A 16,604-nucleotide genomic window follows, 5' to 3' on the forward strand; every position below is an offset into this window, starting at 1 on the left:
GGCTCTACTTGTGAGCGGCGGCGTAGGCGGCCTGGACCTCGGCGGGGATGCGTCCGCGGTCGGACACCTGGTGTCCGTTGGCGTTCGCCCACTCGCGGACGGCCTTCAGCTGCTTGGGGTCGCTCTTCGACGCCGAGGCGACCGACGTGGCGGCAGCGGGGCGCGAGCCGACGCGGCGGCCGTTCGAGACGAACTTCTCGAGCACGGAGTGCAGCTCGGCGATGTTGTCCGGACCGAGGTCGATCTCGTAGTTGGCTCCGTCGATGCTGAAGCGGACGGTGCCGCCGTCACCGGAGTCGATAGGGGTTCCGTCGATATCGTCGACAAGCGTGATCTTCTGGGCCACTTTTCCTCCTGGATGTCACTGACAGGAGAAGACAATACCCCTTCTTGTCGGCGGTCGAGCACTTATCGGCGCCATTCGTCCGATTCTCCGTCGTCATCTGCGCCGATACTCAGGATAAGCGTCGCAATCGGCCTGAGAATCGGCTCATCTCCCCGGCATCCGTCGCATAGCGCACTCGGACATCGAATGCGCGCGATTGTCGCGACAGATTCGAGAGATGGCGCGAACCCGGATACCGTGAAGACATGCCCCGGAGGAACGGACCCCCTGCCCGCCCGTCGCGACCCGGCCCGTACCGCAACACGGCGGCCCGCGAAGCGCTCGAGGCACTGGTCGCCGACGCGACCGCGGAGGGGGTCGAGCGCCTCCTGGCCGCCTGCCTCGAGGGCTCGCTCGTCGTCGACGTGACCGGCTCGCAGCCCGGTGGCGTGCCGCACGTGCGCGTGGTCGCGACGACCACCGGCGAGCAGGTGCTCCCGCTGTTCACCTCGACCGACGAGCTGCGCGCCGCCGTCCCCCGGCAGCAGCACCCGCGCGTGCAGATGCTGGTCCTGCCCGGCCGCGAGGCGTTCGCACTGATCCGCACCGCCGACTTCGTCGCCGTCCAGCTCGACGCCGGCTCGATCGCCCAGGTCGTCGCCCGGTCGTTCATCGAGCAGTCCCTCGACGCCCCGGCACCGTAGAGTGTTCCCCCCGACGGGGCACACCGCCGGGATCACGACGTCCCTCCGAGGGCAGGAGCCCGCCATGTCCGACACCACTCTCGCGCCCGACGCGCAGCCCGGCATCGAGGCGACCTGGAGCTGCATCCTCTTCGATCTCGACGGCACGATCACCGACTCGGCGCCCGGCATCACCGGCACCCTCGTCGACACCTTCGTCGAGCTCGGCCGCCCGGTGCCCACGCCCGTCGAGCTGCTCGCCTACGTCGGACCGCCGCTGCTCGAAGCGTTCTGCGAGCTCGGCGGGATGAGCGTCGACGAGGCGCAGGCCGCCCTCGTCGTCTACCGCCGTCGCTACAACGCGGGCGGCCTCTTCGACTCCAGCGTCTACCCCGGCCTGCCGGAGCTGCTGGCGGGCATCGCCGCCGCCGGCATCCCGCTCTCGCTCGCCACCTCGAAGCCGGAGTCCGCCGCGCGCCGGGTCCTCGAGCACTACGGCCTCGCGCAGCACTTCACGATCATCTGCGGCGCCTCCGAGGACGAGGTCCGCAGCGCGAAGGCGGACGTCGTCGAGGAGGCGCTGCGCCGCCTCCGCGAGGTCGGCGTCGACCTCTCCACGCCCGTCATGGTCGGCGACCGCGAGCACGACGTGCACGGCGCCGCCGCGCACGGGGTGCCGACGATCATGGTCGAGTGGGGCTACGGCTCCCCGCTCGAGGCGGTCGGCACGATCGCGGTGGCCGCGGGCGCGGACGAGCTGCGAGCGCTCCTGCTGCCCTGAGGCCGGACGCCCTTCCCGTCCCGCGCCCCGTACGATGAGGGCATGACTGGTCTGGGCGTCGTCCTCTCTTTCGTGCTGTTCCTCGGCGGCATCCTGGTGCTCGGCAACTCGTTCCTGCTGCCCGATCTCGCCGGGTTCCTCTTCTTCGGCGGGATCCTGATGATCTCGGCGTCGCTCGCGCTCGCCTTCCACCTGCTGCCGAAGTCGGAGTAGCGCCCGGCGCCGAGCCGGCGATCGGACCGGCGCCGGCGGTCAGCCCAGGTAGTTCGCGTCGAGGTTGATGACGTTGCCGATGTAGACCGCCTCGCCCGCCCCCGCGACTCCGGGGTTCATCCGCAGGAGCTGCTGCACGGGGATCCCGAAGCGCTGGGCGATGTCGAAGAACGAGTCGCCCTCGACCACGGTGTAGGTCACGATGTCCCCCGCGCCGTTCGTCGTCGGCTCCCCGCTCGCTCCCGGGATCGCGCCGTTGTCGACGGCGAACGCCGTCTCGGGGATCACGGGCACGTCGTTCGGGGTGAAGGTGACGGTCGCCTCCGGCACCGGCACGAACACCGTGGCGGTCGACTGCGGAAGTGCGGCAGTGACGGTCGGATCGGGAGTCGGCGTCGCCGTCGCGAAGACCGTCACCGTGGGCGCAGGAGCCGGCGCGGAGCAGCCGGCGAGCACCCCCGCGGCCACCAGCGCGAGCAGTGCGCCTCCCAGAACTCGTGCGCGCATGTGCTCCCCCTCGTCGCGCCCACCCTCGGGCGCACGGATCCACCCTAGGAGACGTGCAGGGCGCTGCGATGCCGGACGACGCTCGGGAGCAGGCGTGCGGCGCGGATCAGGCGTGCGGCTCGGGCAGCAGCCGCAGCCCGCCGCCGCCGTTCGCCGCGTCCATCAGCACCTCGACCCAGGACGGGTTGATCGTGGGCTGGCGGCTGCCGGCGAAGTGGAACTGCAGGGCGATGTTCGGGTTCATCCAGAACGAGTGGCGGCCGCGGGCCCCCTCGGGCATCGAGTCGAGAGTGAGGCTGAAGCGCTCGTCGCGCCGGAACTTCGCGTAGACGACGATCTGCAGGTGGGCGAGGGTCCGGTCCTCGATCTCGATCACGGCCGGCGGTGTGCCGTAGAGGAATTGACCCATGACGCCAGCCTATCCCTAGTCCGGCTCTTTACTAGAAGGTCTAGCTACTTCTCGGGTTCGTCGCCCGCGGCGGCGTCGATCTCGTCGACCGCGGCGCCCATCCGGCGGAGGAAGTTGACGACGACCTCGGCCTCGCCCGCGTCGAGGTCCTCCGCGATCTCGAGCATCCGGCGGTGCATCTCCTGCAGCGTCTCGCGGACCTCCTGATCGCTGTCGACCGTCGCCTCGACGACGATGCCGCGCCGGTCGCTCGGGTGCGGCTTCCGCACCAGGTGCCCGCTGCGCACGAGCCGGTCGATCAGCACGGTGGTCGAGGCGGAGGAGATCGAGAGGTGCGCGGCGAGATCCTTGGCGCTGACGAGGTCGCCCTCGCGCTGGCGCCGCAGCAGGAACTGGATCGCGATCAGGTCGGTCTCGCCCATCGCCATCTTCTCGCGGGTGCGGCGGCGCATCGCCACCTCGGAGACGCGGTACCCGCGCATCGCGCTGAGCACCTCGACGGCACGTCGCGTCGAGGACTCGTCCGGGTACCAGTAGCCGGCGCCGCCCCGGACCGTCGTCTCGCTCATCCGGCCATCCTAGACTCGCGTGCAATCAGAGCGTCTAGCGACCGGGGGCCGGTGCCGGCGGCCCGCCCGCCTACGCTGGACCGGTGACCGCCACCCTCGTCGCCAAGGGCCTCTCCGGAGGCTACGCGCACCGCACCCTGTTCGACCGCCTCGACCTCACGGTCGCCCCGGGCGACGTCGTCGGCGTCGTCGGCGCGAACGGAGCGGGCAAGTCCACCCTCCTGCGCATCCTCGCCGGCGAGACCGCCCCGCTCGACGGCAGCGTCGTACTCGCGCCCGGCGACGCGTTCGTCGGCTGGCTGCCCCAGGAGCACGAGCGCCGCGAGGGCGAGACCGTCGCCGGCTACATCGCCCGCCGCACCGGCGCCGCGGAGACCTCGGCCGAGCTCGATGCGGCCGCCTCCGCGCTGGCCGAGCCCGACCCCGACGGCCGCATCGCGGACCGCTACGCGCTCGCCCTCGACCGCTGGCTGGCGAGCGGCGCCGCCGACCTCGACGAGCGGACCCCCGTCGTCCTCGCCGATCTCGGCCTCGCGCTGGACGCCACCGGCCGCACCAGTGGCGTGGCCGCCGACTCCCTGATGACCTCGCTCTCCGGTGGCCAGGCGGCCCGCGTCGGCCTCGCCGCTCTCCTGCTCTCCCGCTTCGACGTCGTGCTTCTCGACGAGCCCACCAACGACCTCGACCTCGACGGCCTCGAGCGGCTCGAGGCCTTCGTCCGCGGCCTGCGCGGCGGAGTGGTGCTCGTCAGCCACGACCGGGAGTTCCTCGCCCGCAGCGTCACCCGCGTGCTCGAGCTCGACCTCGCGCAGAGCACCACCACCGTCTACGGCGGCGGCTACGACGCGTACCTCGAGGAGCGCGAGACCGCCCGCCGCCAGCGCCGCGAGAAGTACGAGGACTTCGCGGAGAAGAAGGAGGACCTCGTGTCGCGCGCCCGCACCCAGCGCGAGTGGTCGAGCCAGGGCGTCCGCAACGCCATGAAGAAGGCGCCCGACAACGACAAGATCCGCCGCAAGGCCTCGGCCGAGTCGAGCGAGAAGCAGGCCCAGAAGGTCCGCCAGATGGAGAGCCGCATCGCCCGGCTCGAGGAGGTGGAGGAGCCGCGCAAGGAGTGGCAGCTCGCCTTCACGATCGGCAGCGCCCCGCGCTCGAGCTCGGTCGTCTCGACGCTGAACGCAGCGGTGGCCCGCCGCGGCACCTTCACCCTCGGCCCGGTCTCGCTGCAGGTCGACGCGGGCGACCGGATCGGCATCACCGGGCCCAACGGCGCCGGGAAGTCGACGCTCCTGTCACTGCTGCTGGGCCGCTCCGCTCCGGAGGAGGGCGGCGCCTCGCTGGGCGCGAGCGTCGCCATCGGCGAGATCGACCAGGCGCGTGCGATGCTCGCCTCCGACGTCCCGCTCGCCGACGCCTTCGAGGCGCTGGTGCCGGAGTGGCCGACCGCCGAGGTGCGCACCCTGCTGGCCAAGTTCGGCCTCAAGGCCGACCACGTCTCGCGCCCCGTCGGCGAGCTCTCGCCCGGCGAGCGCACCCGCGCCGCCCTGGCGCTGCTGCAGGCGCGCGGCACGAACCTCCTCGTGCTGGACGAGCCGACCAACCACCTCGACCTCGCCGCGATCGAGCAGCTGGAGCAGGCGCTCGAGGCCTACGAGGGCACGCTGCTGCTGGTCACCCACGACCGCCGCATGCTCGAGACCGTGCAGCTGACCCGCCACTGGCACGTCGAGGCGGGCGTCGTCACCGAGCGCTGACCCGCGCGCCGCGGGACGCCCCCCGCTCCCTCACTCCCTGCACTCTCCAAAAGTTGTCGTACTCGACCACCCACTACGACAACTTCTGGACCGCGGGTGCACCTCTCACTCCCGGCACTGCTTCCGCTCTCCAGAAGTCGTCGTACTCGACCCTCCGCTACGACAACTCTTGAGGAGTCGGGGCGCCGGAGTCAGAGCGACGCGGCGCGCGCCAGCAGCAGGGCGCGGGTGCGCTCGTTGCCGGCCAGCGCGGCGGCGGTCGCGAGCTCGGCGCGCGCCTCCTCCCGCCGGCCGAGGCGCGCGAGCAGCTCGCCCCGCACGCTCGGCAGCAGGTGCGAGCCGCGGAGGACCCCGTCGGACGCCAGCCGGTCGACGATCAGCAGCGCGGAGGCCGGACCGGTCGCCATCGACACCGCGACGGCGCGGTTCAGCTCGACGACCGGGCTCGGCGACACCCGCCCGAGGATCTCGTACAGCAGCACGATGCGCTCCCAGTCGGTCGAGGCGACGCTCGGCGCGATCGCGTGGCACTCGGCGATCGCCGCCTGCAGCCCGTAGGACCCGCGGCCCTTGCCCACGCGGTCGGCGCGGCGCAGCGCCTCCCGGCCGCGCTCGATCTGCCCGCGGTCCCAGCGGGTGCGGTCCTGGTCCTCGAGCAGCACCGGCGAGCCGTCGGGCGCCGTCCGCGCCGCGAACCGCGAGGCCTGCAGCTCCATCAGGGCGAGCAGCCCCTGCACCTCGGGCTCGCGCGGGAGCAGCGCGGCGAGCACCCGCCCGAGCCGCAGCGCCTCCCCCGCCACCTCCGTGCGCAGCCAGCGATCGCCCGAGGTCGCGGCGTAGCCCTCCGTGAAGATCAGGTAGACGACCCCGAGCACCGCGTCGAGCCGTGCCCGCCACTCCGCCGGGTCCGGCACCTCGAACGGCACGCCCGACGCCGCGAGCGACTTCTTCGCCCGCACGATGCGCTGCTGGACGGTCGCGACCGGCACCAGGAACAGCCGCGCGATCGCCTCCGTGCCGAGCCCGCCGACGAGCCGCAGCGTGAGCGCGATGCTCGCCTCCCGCGAGAGGACGGGGTGGCAGGCGGTGAAGACCAGCCGGAGCACGTCGTCCTCGATCGGCCGCCACTCGTCGTCGACGCTCTCCTCGAGGGTGCGGGCGAGGAGGCGGTAGCGGTCATCGAGCGCCGTCCGCCGCCTCCAGCCGTCGATCGCCCGCCGCTTCGCCACGGCCGTCAGCCAGGCCCCGGCGTTGCGCGGGGCGCCGGTCGTGGGCCACTGCTCGAGCGCCTCGACCAGGGCCTCCTGCGCCAGATGCTCGGCCAGGCCGACGTCGCCCGTCACCCGCGCGAGCGTCCCGACGATGCGCGCGCTCTCGATGCGCCAGACGGCGTCCACCCGCGCCCGGATCTCCTCCCCGGGAGGTGCCGGCGTCATGTCAGCCGTTCTCGGCGCGGGCCTTCTCGTCCTCGCGCCAGCCGGCCTCCTTCTGGAGGTACTCGTTGTCGGCGAAGTCCGCGAAGTCGCTCTCGTCGGTGACGCGGCGAACCTCCAGCTTGTTGCCGGGGACGAGCGGGCAGCGCAGCGCCCACTCCTTCGCCTCCTCCTTCGAGGAGACCTGGATGATCCAGAAGCCGTTGAACAGCTCGTGCGTCTCGCCGTAGGGGCCGTCGGTGATCGCGGCGGGCTCGGAGGCGAAGTCGACGACGAATCCCGAGGTCGCGACGTCGTCGGCGAGCCCCTCGCCCGCGAGCAGGACGCCGGCGGTGATCATCGCCTCGTTGTACTGCCCCATCCGGGTGATGATCTCGTCGAACGGGATCGCCTCGTAGGCGGCCTTGGCGGCATCGGTCGCGCGCATGATCAGCATGTACTTCACGGTGGTCTCCTCGGGATTCGCGGGCGCCCTCTGCGCCCTCCTACTATCCCGTCGAACGGCGCCCGCCGATATCGACACCTCCACCGAAAAGAATCGGAATCCTGCCGGTCGGCGTCTCGGTGGTGAGGGAAAGGACGCGCAGCGTCCTGTTCATGCTGGTCGAGTAGCCCCGGAGGGGCGTATCGAGACCCGCCGTCACCAGCGGGGCGGGCCTGCAGACCCGCCTTCTGACGCAGGTGGATCTCGATACGCCCGTTACGCGGGCTACTCGATCAGCATGAACCGCCGGCGACCACGCCGGTCGAGCAGCCCGACGGACCGGAATCATGCCGGTCGAGCAGTCCAACGGATCGAAGACATGCTGGTCGAGTAGCCCCGAAGGGGCGTATCGAGACCCACCACCCTCGGCACCCGGCTCCGCAGACCACCCCGCGCCACGGATCACCCCACCGTGTCCAGCAGCGCCCGCACCACGGCCGCCGAGCGGTCCGCCGCGTCGTCCACGTGCGCCTCGAACGATCCGGGCTCGCAGAGGTCCGAGATGCCGCGCACCGACACGAACGGCAGCCCGTGCACGTACGCGGTCTGCGCGAGCGAGACCGACTCCATGTCCGTCGCCAGCGCCCCGTCGTACAGTCCGCGCACCCGCGCGACGTGATCGCCCGAGACGAAGACGTCGCCCGAGACGATCAGCCCGCGCCGCACCGTGATCGCTGCACCGTCCGGCATCGCCGCGTCGAGGTCCGCGGCGAGCGCCGCCGCGTGCCCGGAGTAGCGCGCCGGCATCCCCGGCACCTGCCCCATCGCGTAGCCGAACGCCTGCGCGTCCGCATCGGTCTGCACGTACTCGTCGCCGACGACCACGTCGCCGACGCGCACCTCGGCACCGAGCCCGCCCGCCGATCCGGCGCTGATCACCAGCGGCGTGCCCCCCACCCGGAGGACCGCAGCCGTCAGCCCGCCGGCCGCGTTCACGAGCCCCACGCCGGTGCGCACGAGCAGCACCGGGTGGCCGCCGACCTCGAGCGACCACTGCAGCGCGTTGCCCACCGCGACCGGCTCCGGGGCGCCGCCCGCCGCCGCTAGGAACGGCTCGGCCTCCTCGTCCATCGCGACGAGGACGATCGCCTCGACCGCGCTCACGCGGTGACCTGCTCCCACTGGTCGCGCTCCGCGAGGAACGTGCGCGCCGCGTCCTGGGCGCCCTCGAGCGAGTGGTTCGCGCCCCAGCCGCACTGCGTCTCGTTGGCGGCGGGGACCTCGGTGGCCTCGGTGATGTCGCGGAGGGTCGACTCGACCAGGTCCAGCACCTCGGCGAGCTCGGGCTCGCCCTGCAGGATCAGGTAGAAGCCGGTCTGGCAGCCCATCGGCGAGAAGTCGACGACGCGGTCGGAGTGGTTGCGCGACTTCTCCGCGAACAGGTGCTCGAGCGAGTGCACGGTCGGCATCTCGAGGTGGCCGTGGTTGGGCTGGGTGAAGCGCACGTCGTACTTGACGAGGTGGTCCCCGGCCGGAAGCGTCTTCGCGTCGGCCAGGCGCACGTAGGGCGCGGCGACGGTGCGGTGATCGAGGTTGAACGACTCGACGTTCATGCGCGGCTGATCCACGGTGGTCTCCTTCTCCTGGGGTCCCTCCATTGTCCCCCGCGCCTCCGACAGCGGCCCGAGCGCCCTGCACGCTGATCGAGCAGCCCGCCCAGCGGGCGTCCCGTGATCCACCGTCACGCCTACCGACGGTGGACGGGTCTCGATGCGCCCCCGCGATCCATGCTGATCGAGTAGCCCGCGCAGCGGGCGTATCGAGATCCGCCGTCACCGAGAGCTCGTTCCGCAGCCCCGGCCGGGCCGACGGCGCCGGGCTGTGCATCGCTGCCGACCGGTGTCCGTCTGCGCGCCTACCGCGCCGCCGCGTCCTCGCCCGGCACGAAGCGGTAGCCCATCCCCGCCTCCGTCAGCAGGAACCGCGGGTGCGCGGGATCGGGCTCGAGCTTCTTGCGGAGCTGCGCGAGGTAGAGCCGGAGGTAGCCGGTGTCGGTCACGTGGGTCGGCCCCCAGATCTCGTCGAGCAGTGAGCGCCGGGTGACCAGCTTGCCCGCGTTCCGCACGAGGATCTCCAGCACCTGCCACTCCGTCGGCGTGAGCCGCACCGCGGCGCCGCCGCACATCGCGCTCTTCGCCGCGAGGTCGACGGTCACGTCGCCGATCCTGACCGTCGGCTCGCCCTCGGCCGGCTGCACGCGCCGCGACAGGGCCCGGATGCGCGCGAGCACCTCGTCCATCGAGAACGGCTTGGTCACGTAGTCGTCGGCTCCCGCGTCGAGGGCACCGACCTTGTCGGCCGACCCGGTGCGCCCCGAGACGACCAGCACCGGCGCGCTCGTCCAGCCGCGCAGCGCCTGGATCACCTCGACCCCGTCGAGCCGCGGCATGCCGAGGTCGATCATGTAGAGGTCCGGCCGCTCGTCGATGGCGCGGTTGATCGCCTCGGTCCCGTCGCCCGCGGTGACCACGTCGTAGCCGCGGGCGGTCAGGGTGATCCGCAGCGCGCGCAGGATCTGCGGGTCGTCGTCGGCGATCAGGATCTTCATGCGGCTCCTCCCGAAGCATCGGTGCCCGGGGCCCGCAGCTCGGCGGCATCGGTTTCGGCGACATCGGTCTGGGCGGCATCGGTCCGGGCGGCCGCGTCGTCCGCCACCACCGGCAGCGTCACCACCATCGTCAGCCCGCCGCCCGGGGTGTCCTCGGCCTCGAGCGTCCCGCCCATCCCCTCGGTGAACCCCTTCGACAGCGCGAGCCCCAGCCCCAGCCCGGTCGTGTTGTCGTCGTCACCCAGGCGCTGGAACGGCACGAAGACCTCCTCCCGGCGCTCGGGCGCGATCCCGGGGCCGTGGTCGACGATCCGGAGCTGCGCCGTGCCGCCGAAGACGCTGGTCGACACCCGCACCCGGGTCCCCTCCGGCGCGTAGCGCACCGCGTTCGCCAGGAGGTTCACCACCACCCGCTGCAGCAGCACGCCGTCGGCGAGCAGCTCCGGCCCGTCCGGATCCAGGTCGAGGTCGACCTCCCCCGGACCGAGCCCCAGCTCGTCGAGCGCGGGCAGCACGACATCGGCCGCGTCCAGAGGCGCGAGCGACACGGCGAGCACTCCCGCCTCGAGCCGGGTCACGTCGAGCAGGTCGGTGACCAGCGCGCCCAGGGTGGTGAGGCTCTCGTCCGCGGTCGCGAGCAGCTCCGCCCGGTCGCCCTCGCTCCACTCCACGTCGCGCGAGCGCAGCCCCGAGACGGCGGCGGTGGCGGCCGCCAGCGGCCGGCGCAGGTCGTGGCTGACCGCCGAGAGCAGGGCGCTGCGCATCCGATCGGTCTCGGCCAGCGGAGCCAGCGAGCTCGCCGTCGCGCTCAGCGCCTCCCGCTCGAGCGCGGAGTCGAGCTGCGCGGCGACCACCTGCAGCAGCCGCCGCTCGCTGCCCTCCAGCTCGCGGCCGTGCAGCTCGAGCTCCGCCTGCGCGCCCACCGGGATCCGCACGGGCTCACTCGCGGCCGTCGGCTCGCCGTCCGCGGCGACCACCGTGCCGTCCCGCACCAGCCGGACGCCGGTGAGGCCGAACGCCTCGCGCGCGCGCTCGAGGATCGCCTGCAGCGCACCCTGGCCGCGGATCACCCCGCCCGCGATCGTCGCGAGCAGCTCCGCCTCGGCTCCGGACCGCTTCGCCGCGCGGGAGCGCCGGGCCGCCCGGTCCACCACGGCGCTGACCAGCACCGCGTTCAGGACGTAGAGCGCGAGCGCGAGCTCGTGCAGCGGCTCGTCGACGGAGACCGTGTAGAGCGGATCGACGAAGAAGTAGTCGAGGGTCAGCCCCGAGAGGACGGCCGCGAACAGCGCGGGCCAGAGCCCGCCGACCAGCGCGACGAGCACGACGAGCAGCTGGTACGAGAGCACGTCGCTGGTGATCGACTCGTCGCTCCGCAGGCTCGCCATTAGCCAGGTGACCAGCGGCCCGCCGACCAGCGCGAGGGCCGTGCCGAAGAGCCGGCGCCGCAGCGTCAGCGCTCCGCCGAGGCGCGGCAGCACCGCCGCGCGACCGGCGGCCGAATGGCTGACGATGTGGACGTCGATGTCGCCCGACTCGCGGATCACGGTCGCGCCGATCCCCGGAGTGAGCGCCGCGGCGAGGCGGCTGCGCCGGCTCACGCCGAGCACCAGCTGCGTGGCGTCCACCGAGCGGGCGAACGCGACGAGGGTGCGCGGCACGTCCTCGCCGACCACCTGGTGGTAGCTGCCGCCGAGCGACTCGACGAGCGCGCGCTGCGTCGCGAGCACCTCGGGGCGCGGCGTCCGCAGTCCGTCCGGCGTCAGCACGTGCACGGCGAGAAGGTCGCCGCCGGAGGCCCGCGCGGCGATCCGCGCACCGCGGCGCAGCAGAGTCTCGCCCTCCGAGCCGCCGGTCAGCGTCACGACCACGCGCTCGCGGGCGGCCCAGGTGCTGTCGATGCCGTGCTCGCCGCGGTAGTCGCGGAGCGCACTGTCGACCTCGTCCGCGAGCCAGAGCAGTGCCAGCTCGCGCAGCGCGGTAAGCGTGCCGAGGCGGAAGCGGTGCGAGAGCTCGGCGTCGATCCGCTCGGGCGGGAAGACGCGGCCCGCGGCGAGCCGGTCGCGCAGCGCCTGCGGAGCGAGGTCGACGAGCTCGATCCGGTCGGCGGCGCGGAGCACGGCGTCGGGGATCGTCTCGTGCGGCCGCGCCCCGGTGATCGCCTCGACGACGTCGTTCAGCGAGGCGATGTGCTGGATGTCGACGGTCGTGAGCACGGTGATGCCGGCGTCGAGGAGCTCCGCCACGTCCTCCCAGCGCTTCCGGTGCGACGAGCCGGAAGCGTTGGTGTGCGCGAGCTCGTCGACCAGCGCGATGTCCGGTCGGCGGGCGAGCACCGCCACCGGGTCCATCTCCTCGAGTCGCGCACCGCGGTGCAGGACCGCGCGCCGCGGGACGACCTCGAGGCCCGCGATCCTCGCGGCGGTCTCGGCGCGGCCGTGCGTCTCGACGACCGCGATCACGACGTCGCGGCCCTCGGCGGCGAGCCGGCCGCCCTCCTCGAGCATCGTGGACGTCGTGCCGACGCCGGGCGCCGCTCCCAGCAGCACGCGCAGGCGGCCCTTCGTCATGCTCCGGCCCCCACCCTCGGCTCGCGAGATCGGCTCCGGCACGCACGATCGCGGCGTTCCGGCGAGCCGAAGGTGATTCTACGAGCCCGAGGTGCGCCGCGAGCCTCAGCGCAGGCGGTACGCCTTCCAGAACTGGCGCATGGTCAGGCCGTACTCCTTGCGGAACAGCCGGGCGGCGGTCACGTACTCGTGCAGTCCGCACCGGGCGGCGAGCACCTCGAAGCCGTCCGGGTTGTCGGCCGCGCTGATCTCCGCGGCGAGCGCCGTCAGGCGACTGGTCCGGATGTACTCGGAGAGGGTCGGTCCGTCGCTCGCGAAGAGCCGGTGGATCGTGCGGGGACTGGTGTGGAAGACCTCGGCCAGGGTGCCGACGGTGAGATCGCGCTGGGCGAGGTGATCGCGCACGTAGCCCTCGACGTGCTCCCGGGAGAGCTTGATCCGATCGAGGTCGCCGACGGCGAGGTGCGACCGGTTCGCGAGCGATGCCTCGATCAACCCGGTCAGCTGCGCGAGCTGCGCGCGGAACGCGTCCGGCGAGATCGAGTCCTGCGAGGCGAGCTCGTGCGAGAGGGTCTGGAACAGGCGCATCAGTCGCGGCGGCGAGATCACCTCCACTCCGTAGAGCGGGACCGAGGCCCGGAAGCGCTCGCTCAGCTGATCGACCGGAATGCTGATGAAGACGCACTCGGTCACGTCGTAGGTCTCCGAGGACACCGGCTCGCCGCCGCCCGCGATGGCGATGGAGCCCCGCGTGAGGCGATAGCGCTGAGTGCCGACGGAGATGAAGCACTCACCCTCGATCAGCGCCACGATCTCGATGCGATTGCTTCTCGGGAATCCGAGGGAACTCGAATCCGGAGAGGTGAAGTAATTGGCGCGGGCAGTCAGCCGCTGAGCACTCACCTGATCGATGACTACCCGCTCCGACTCCGCCTCGAACGCCTCTCGACTCCGCGGATGGAATTCACCGACTCCCATCCACTCGCTGATCGCCTTCTCAGCGCCCGGGCCGCTGAAGCGCTGCCGATCGATGCGGCAGGGCGAGCTCGGCCTGAGGGGGGAGTCCGTGGACGGGTGGGTCTCTTTCATCACTGCAGTTCCATCTCGAGGATCGGCTACGAGCGCCCGGAACGGGATCCACTCGCCACACGTCCGCGACGGCAGGACATGTGAATTCTCAAAGCCACCACCTGCTCATCCGCACGCTGAACGGGGACTGCTGCGGGGTGACCGAGCGGTGAGTGTAACAGGAGAGAGGGCGCCGAATTCAAGTCCGGCGCCAATTGAGTGATTCCCCGCCGAATCAGCTGATCTCCGCCATCTTCGATTCCCCGTCTTTCCGCGGATGGATGTCTTTCTATACGCAAGCATCGACCTTTATATACGTCCTCATGAACGAAGAGCACTTTCAGGTTCCGGACATGGATCACCGAGCCTCATCAGCCGTTCCCGCCATCTCCGATGATCCGTGCCAGAGATTTCGGGACGCCGCGCGGTCGGCTCACCATCGATGTCGACCCCGCGAAAACCGCTCTGCCGCCCACGAGGCCGGTTCAGATCGTCGTCCGCCGCGACCGTCACTCGCCCTCCCCACCCACGAAAGGGACACCCGAGAATGAGACCACGACTCCGCCGCCGCCTCCTGGCCGCCGCCGCCCTCGCCGCCGCTGTCGCCGTTCCGAGCGCCGTCGCCGTGGGCGGTGCCGCACCGGCCGCCGTCGCCGACACCGCGACCGCCGTCCCTGACCTCCGCGTCTCCTACCTCCAGCTCGGAGCCACCGGCTCGCTGGCGCAGATCGATCCGGCCGGCATCGCCGCCTCGAACGTGATCGTGTTCGCCTTCGCCGACCCGGCGAGCAGCACGGCCGATCCCGCGACCCTCGCGGCGATGCAGAAGGTCATCGACCAGGAGGCGAGGGGCACGGTGAACCTGCTCAGCCTCGGCGGGCAGACCGTCACCCGGGACACCGTGAACGCCGGCACGGCGAGCGCCGTCGGCTCCCGGCTGCTCGCGCAGATCGAGGACTACAACGCGAAGCTCAGCGGCGGGAGCATCACGGGCGTCGACCTCGACCTCGAGAACGGCATCGACGCCCCGACGATCAGCGCCCTCTGCGCGACCGTGAAGGGCGCGGGCCTCTCCCTCGCCGTCGCGCCGCAGGTCTACCTGAGCAGCGGGACCGAGGTGGACCCGGCCGCGCCGACGAACCTGACCCTCACCTCCGGTGTCCACGACGGCGCGAACGACCAGTTCGGTCCGCTCCTGAAGAGCGGCACGGTCGACTACCTGCTCGCCCAGACCTACAACACCGGCGGCTGGACGGTCGGCGGCGCCGCCGAGAAGGACCCCGGCTTCTTCAGCACGATCGCCCATGCGCTGAACAGCGCGGTGCGGTCCGACTGCTCCGCCGCCACCTCGCTGTGCATCGGCGAGGGCACGAGGATCGTGATCGGCCAGGTCAGCAACGCCGGCGCCAGCGGCACCGCGAACAACGTCTTCGGCGGCTCCGGCGCCGCCGCCTACGACCAGGCCGCGGTGCTCGCCGACCTCGCTGGGCAGTGGAAGGCGATGAAGGCGAAGCCCGAGCTCTACGGTCACGTGACCGGCGTCATGCAGTGGTCGCTCAACAACGACTACGCGCCCGCGGCCTGGGGAGACGCCTCGGCCGTTCCCGGCGCCTTCAGCGTCGCGCTCTTCGGGGCGGCCGCGCCGGCACCGGCCCCGTACTTCCTCCTCCAGGTGAGCAACACCGGCCCGGACAGCCCCGACTCGGGCGCCTACGCCTCGGCCACGCTCGTGGTCGACGGTCAGTACTGGATCTTCGGCAACAAGTGGGGCTCGGCACTGAGCCCGGGCGCCAACGAGTCGTTCGGCACCTCGGCGTCCGCCAAGAACCCCGCGACCCCGTACGTGATCAACAGCAGCAGCCTCGACTCGATCTTCAGCGGCGGGAAGAAGTCCTTCACCACCTCGCAGGTGCTGATCAACGGCTACTCCGCGCAGAGCGACGTCGCCTCACCGGGTGAGCAGTACGCCTGCCCGGTCGGATCGGGCTACACGTTCGAGGCCGGGCACTCCTACAACGTGCAGGTCAACGCGAACTCGGGCTTCAAGTCCTGCGCCATCTCGAAGGTCAACTGACCCTTCCCGCACTCCTCGGGCGGGCCGCGCCGTTCCCACACTCCGCTACGGCCCGCCCGAGGTCGCGACCGGCTCCCCTCCGGTCGCCCTTCCGCTCTCCCGGTCACCCCGACCCGGAGAGCCAGAACGAGAGGAACACCCCATGTCCCGTCACCTGCTCCCCAAGGCGATCGCCGGAGTCGTCCTCGTGGCCGGCGTCCTGACCGGCTGCGCGCCGGCCACCGGAACCGCCTCGCAGTCGTCCACGAGCTCCAGCTCCGCCGCCGCGAAGACCACGGCGCCGTCGACGGTCGCGCCGGCCGGCGAGAGCCGCGAAGGCGCGTTCGAGGGCCTCAACGGCAAGAAGGTCACCGGCACCGCGACCGTGTCGGGAAAGACGGTCGACCTCAGCGGCTTCTCCTCCGACGAGGGCCCGGACCTGCACCTCTACCTGACGAACGGGACCGACGAGAAGGCCGTGAGCGCCGGAGTCGAGCTGGGCCCGGTCTCCTACGACACGAAGACCCAGTCCTTCGACGTGGGCGACGCCGCCGACTACACCTACGTCGTCGTGCACTGCGACAAGGCGAAGGCCGTCTTCGGCGCGGCGAAGCTCTCGTGACGCGGCCCGGGTGGCGCTGGGCGGCCGCGGCCCTGGGCACCGCCGTCCGCGTCGCCCTGGGCCTGCTCTGTATCAACGAGGGTGCGATCAAGCTGCGATCCGGATTCGGAGCCTCCGACATCCTCCTCGTCGCCGACGGCGCCGCGGAGAACGGGCGGGTGCCCGACTACTTCCAGCTCTTCGCGTCGACGATCCTGCACGATCAGGCCGGTCTCTTCGGCTTCGTCACGCCGCTCGTCGAGATCGGGCTGGGCGTCGCGCTGATCGCGGGGATCCTCACCGCGCCGGCCGCGCTCGCCTCGCTCGCGACGCTGCTGATGTACTGGTCGGCCGATCAGCTCATCGACGAGTACCCGGTGATGGCGCTGCTCTCGGGCCTCGTCCTCGCCTTCGCGGCGACCTGCTCGCGGATCTCCGCGGCCGGTCTCCTCGTCCGCATGCTGCGGACCCGGAACCGCACCCTGGCCGGCGTCCTGGAGCGGCCGGGCCTGCGCCGCTGGCTCTGACAACGGCGCTGCAGAACACGGGGACCCCGGAACGAGCTCGGCTCGTGCCCGGGGTCCCCTCTTTCGTGCCTCCTCCTGA

18 protein-coding genes are annotated in these 16,604 nt (G+C 71.9%); 7 read left to right on the plus strand and 11 right to left on the minus strand.

Features of this window, described 5'->3' with window-relative positions; translation table 11 throughout:
• Window positions 1–4: 4 nt before the first annotated feature.
• On the minus strand, window positions 5–346 hold the full coding sequence (locus EDF45_RS10780; protein WP_123447211.1) for an Lsr2 family protein: 342 nt from the start codon (window positions 344–346) through the stop codon (window positions 5–7).
• A 245-nt stretch (window positions 347–591) separates the two neighbouring features.
• On the opposite strand from EDF45_RS10780, the gene EDF45_RS10785 reads away from it, so the two are divergent.
• The 3 genes from EDF45_RS10785 (at window position 592) to EDF45_RS21230 (ending at window position 2,002) form a co-directional block, all read left to right on the plus strand.
• Window positions 592–1,029: an SseB family protein gene (locus EDF45_RS10785; protein ID WP_123447212.1), complete on the plus strand. Its 438-nt coding sequence runs from the start codon at window positions 592–594 to the stop codon at window positions 1,027–1,029.
• A 64-nt stretch (window positions 1,030–1,093) separates the two neighbouring features.
• Complete coding sequence (locus tag EDF45_RS10790) at window positions 1,094–1,789, plus strand: HAD hydrolase-like protein (protein WP_123736182.1); 696 nt, start codon at window positions 1,094–1,096, stop codon at window positions 1,787–1,789.
• A 42-nt stretch (window positions 1,790–1,831) separates the two neighbouring features.
• The gene (locus EDF45_RS21230) at window positions 1,832–2,002 is read left to right on the plus strand and encodes a hypothetical protein (RefSeq protein WP_164874567.1); all 171 of its coding nucleotides are present in this window, start codon (window positions 1,832–1,834) and stop codon (window positions 2,000–2,002) included.
• A gap of 39 nt (window positions 2,003–2,041) precedes the next feature.
• Here the strand turns inward: EDF45_RS21230 and EDF45_RS10795 are convergent, their stop codons facing one another.
• The 3 genes from EDF45_RS10795 to EDF45_RS10805 all read right to left on the minus strand — a co-directional run bounded on the left by EDF45_RS10795 (window position 2,042) and on the right by EDF45_RS10805 (window position 3,487).
• Entirely contained in the window at window positions 2,042–2,509 is a 468-nt protein-coding gene (locus EDF45_RS10795) for a LysM domain-containing protein (protein WP_123736181.1), read from the minus strand.
• 106 nt (window positions 2,510–2,615) lie between these two features.
• The gene (locus EDF45_RS10800) at window positions 2,616–2,918 is read right to left on the minus strand and encodes an ATP-dependent DNA ligase (RefSeq protein ID WP_123447216.1); all 303 of its coding nucleotides are present in this window, start codon (window positions 2,916–2,918) and stop codon (window positions 2,616–2,618) included.
• Window positions 2,919–2,962: 44 nt separating this feature from the next.
• Window positions 2,963–3,487 (minus strand): MarR family winged helix-turn-helix transcriptional regulator, encoded by a 525-nt coding sequence (locus EDF45_RS10805; protein WP_123736180.1) that lies wholly within the window; start codon window positions 3,485–3,487, stop codon window positions 2,963–2,965.
• Window positions 3,488–3,570: 83 nt separating this feature from the next.
• Here EDF45_RS10805 and EDF45_RS10810 point away from each other — a divergent pair, with 83 nt between their 5' ends.
• On the plus strand, window positions 3,571–5,241 hold the full coding sequence (locus EDF45_RS10810; RefSeq protein WP_123736179.1) for an ABC-F family ATP-binding cassette domain-containing protein: 1,671 nt from the start codon (window positions 3,571–3,573) through the stop codon (window positions 5,239–5,241).
• Window positions 5,242–5,432: 191 nt separating this feature from the next.
• Here the strand turns inward: EDF45_RS10810 and EDF45_RS10815 are convergent, their stop codons facing one another.
• From EDF45_RS10815 to EDF45_RS10845, 7 genes are all read right to left on the minus strand, one after another.
• The gene (locus tag EDF45_RS10815; protein ID WP_123736178.1) at window positions 5,433–6,677 is read right to left on the minus strand and encodes an RNA polymerase sigma factor; all 1,245 of its coding nucleotides are present in this window, start codon (window positions 6,675–6,677) and stop codon (window positions 5,433–5,435) included.
• A gap of 1 nt (window position 6,678) precedes the next feature.
• Complete coding sequence (locus tag EDF45_RS10820) at window positions 6,679–7,119, minus strand: YciI family protein (RefSeq protein ID WP_123706090.1); 441 nt, start codon at window positions 7,117–7,119, stop codon at window positions 6,679–6,681.
• A gap of 441 nt (window positions 7,120–7,560) precedes the next feature.
• Window positions 7,561–8,262, minus strand: a complete 702-nt coding sequence (gene mtnN / locus EDF45_RS10825; protein ID WP_123736177.1) for a 5'-methylthioadenosine/S-adenosylhomocysteine nucleosidase — start codon at window positions 8,260–8,262, stop codon at window positions 7,561–7,563.
• Window positions 8,259–8,711 (minus strand): S-ribosylhomocysteine lyase, encoded by a 453-nt coding sequence (locus tag EDF45_RS10830; RefSeq protein ID WP_123736308.1) that lies wholly within the window; start codon window positions 8,709–8,711, stop codon window positions 8,259–8,261. Before EDF45_RS10830 ends, mtnN begins: the two co-directional genes overlap by 4 nt.
• Window positions 8,712–9,013: 302 nt before the next feature.
• Window positions 9,014–9,706, minus strand: a complete 693-nt coding sequence (locus EDF45_RS10835) for a response regulator (RefSeq protein WP_123736176.1) — start codon at window positions 9,704–9,706, stop codon at window positions 9,014–9,016.
• On the minus strand, window positions 9,703–12,276 hold the full coding sequence (locus EDF45_RS10840) for an ATP-binding protein (protein WP_123736175.1): 2,574 nt from the start codon (window positions 12,274–12,276) through the stop codon (window positions 9,703–9,705). Before EDF45_RS10840 ends, EDF45_RS10835 begins: the two co-directional genes overlap by 4 nt.
• Before the next feature lie 105 nt (window positions 12,277–12,381).
• Window positions 12,382–13,365 carry a helix-turn-helix domain-containing protein gene (locus EDF45_RS10845; RefSeq protein ID WP_123736174.1) on the minus strand — a complete coding sequence of 328 codons (984 nt, stop codon included), beginning with the start codon at window positions 13,363–13,365 and terminating at the stop codon, window positions 12,382–12,384.
• A 526-nt stretch (window positions 13,366–13,891) separates the two neighbouring features.
• Between EDF45_RS10845 and EDF45_RS10850 the strand changes: the two genes are divergently transcribed.
• The 3 genes from EDF45_RS10850 to EDF45_RS10860 all read left to right on the plus strand — a co-directional run bounded on the left by EDF45_RS10850 (window position 13,892) and on the right by EDF45_RS10860 (window position 16,525).
• Complete coding sequence (locus tag EDF45_RS10850; RefSeq protein WP_123736173.1) at window positions 13,892–15,418, plus strand: hypothetical protein; 1,527 nt, start codon at window positions 13,892–13,894, stop codon at window positions 15,416–15,418.
• A gap of 142 nt (window positions 15,419–15,560) precedes the next feature.
• The gene (locus EDF45_RS10855; protein ID WP_123736172.1) at window positions 15,561–16,019 is read left to right on the plus strand and encodes a DM13 domain-containing protein; all 459 of its coding nucleotides are present in this window, start codon (window positions 15,561–15,563) and stop codon (window positions 16,017–16,019) included.
• A complete protein-coding gene (locus tag EDF45_RS10860) occupies window positions 16,016–16,525 on the plus strand; it encodes a DoxX family membrane protein (RefSeq protein WP_185020149.1) in 510 nt (169 codons plus the stop codon). The genes EDF45_RS10855 and EDF45_RS10860 overlap by 4 nt, the downstream gene beginning before the upstream one ends.
• Window positions 16,526–16,604 lie beyond the last annotated feature (79 nt).

Origin of the sequence: Rathayibacter sp. PhB186, from assembly GCF_003751825.1 — a bacterium.
In the GTDB taxonomy this organism is placed as follows: domain Bacteria; phylum Actinomycetota; class Actinomycetes; order Actinomycetales; family Microbacteriaceae; genus Rathayibacter; species Rathayibacter festucae.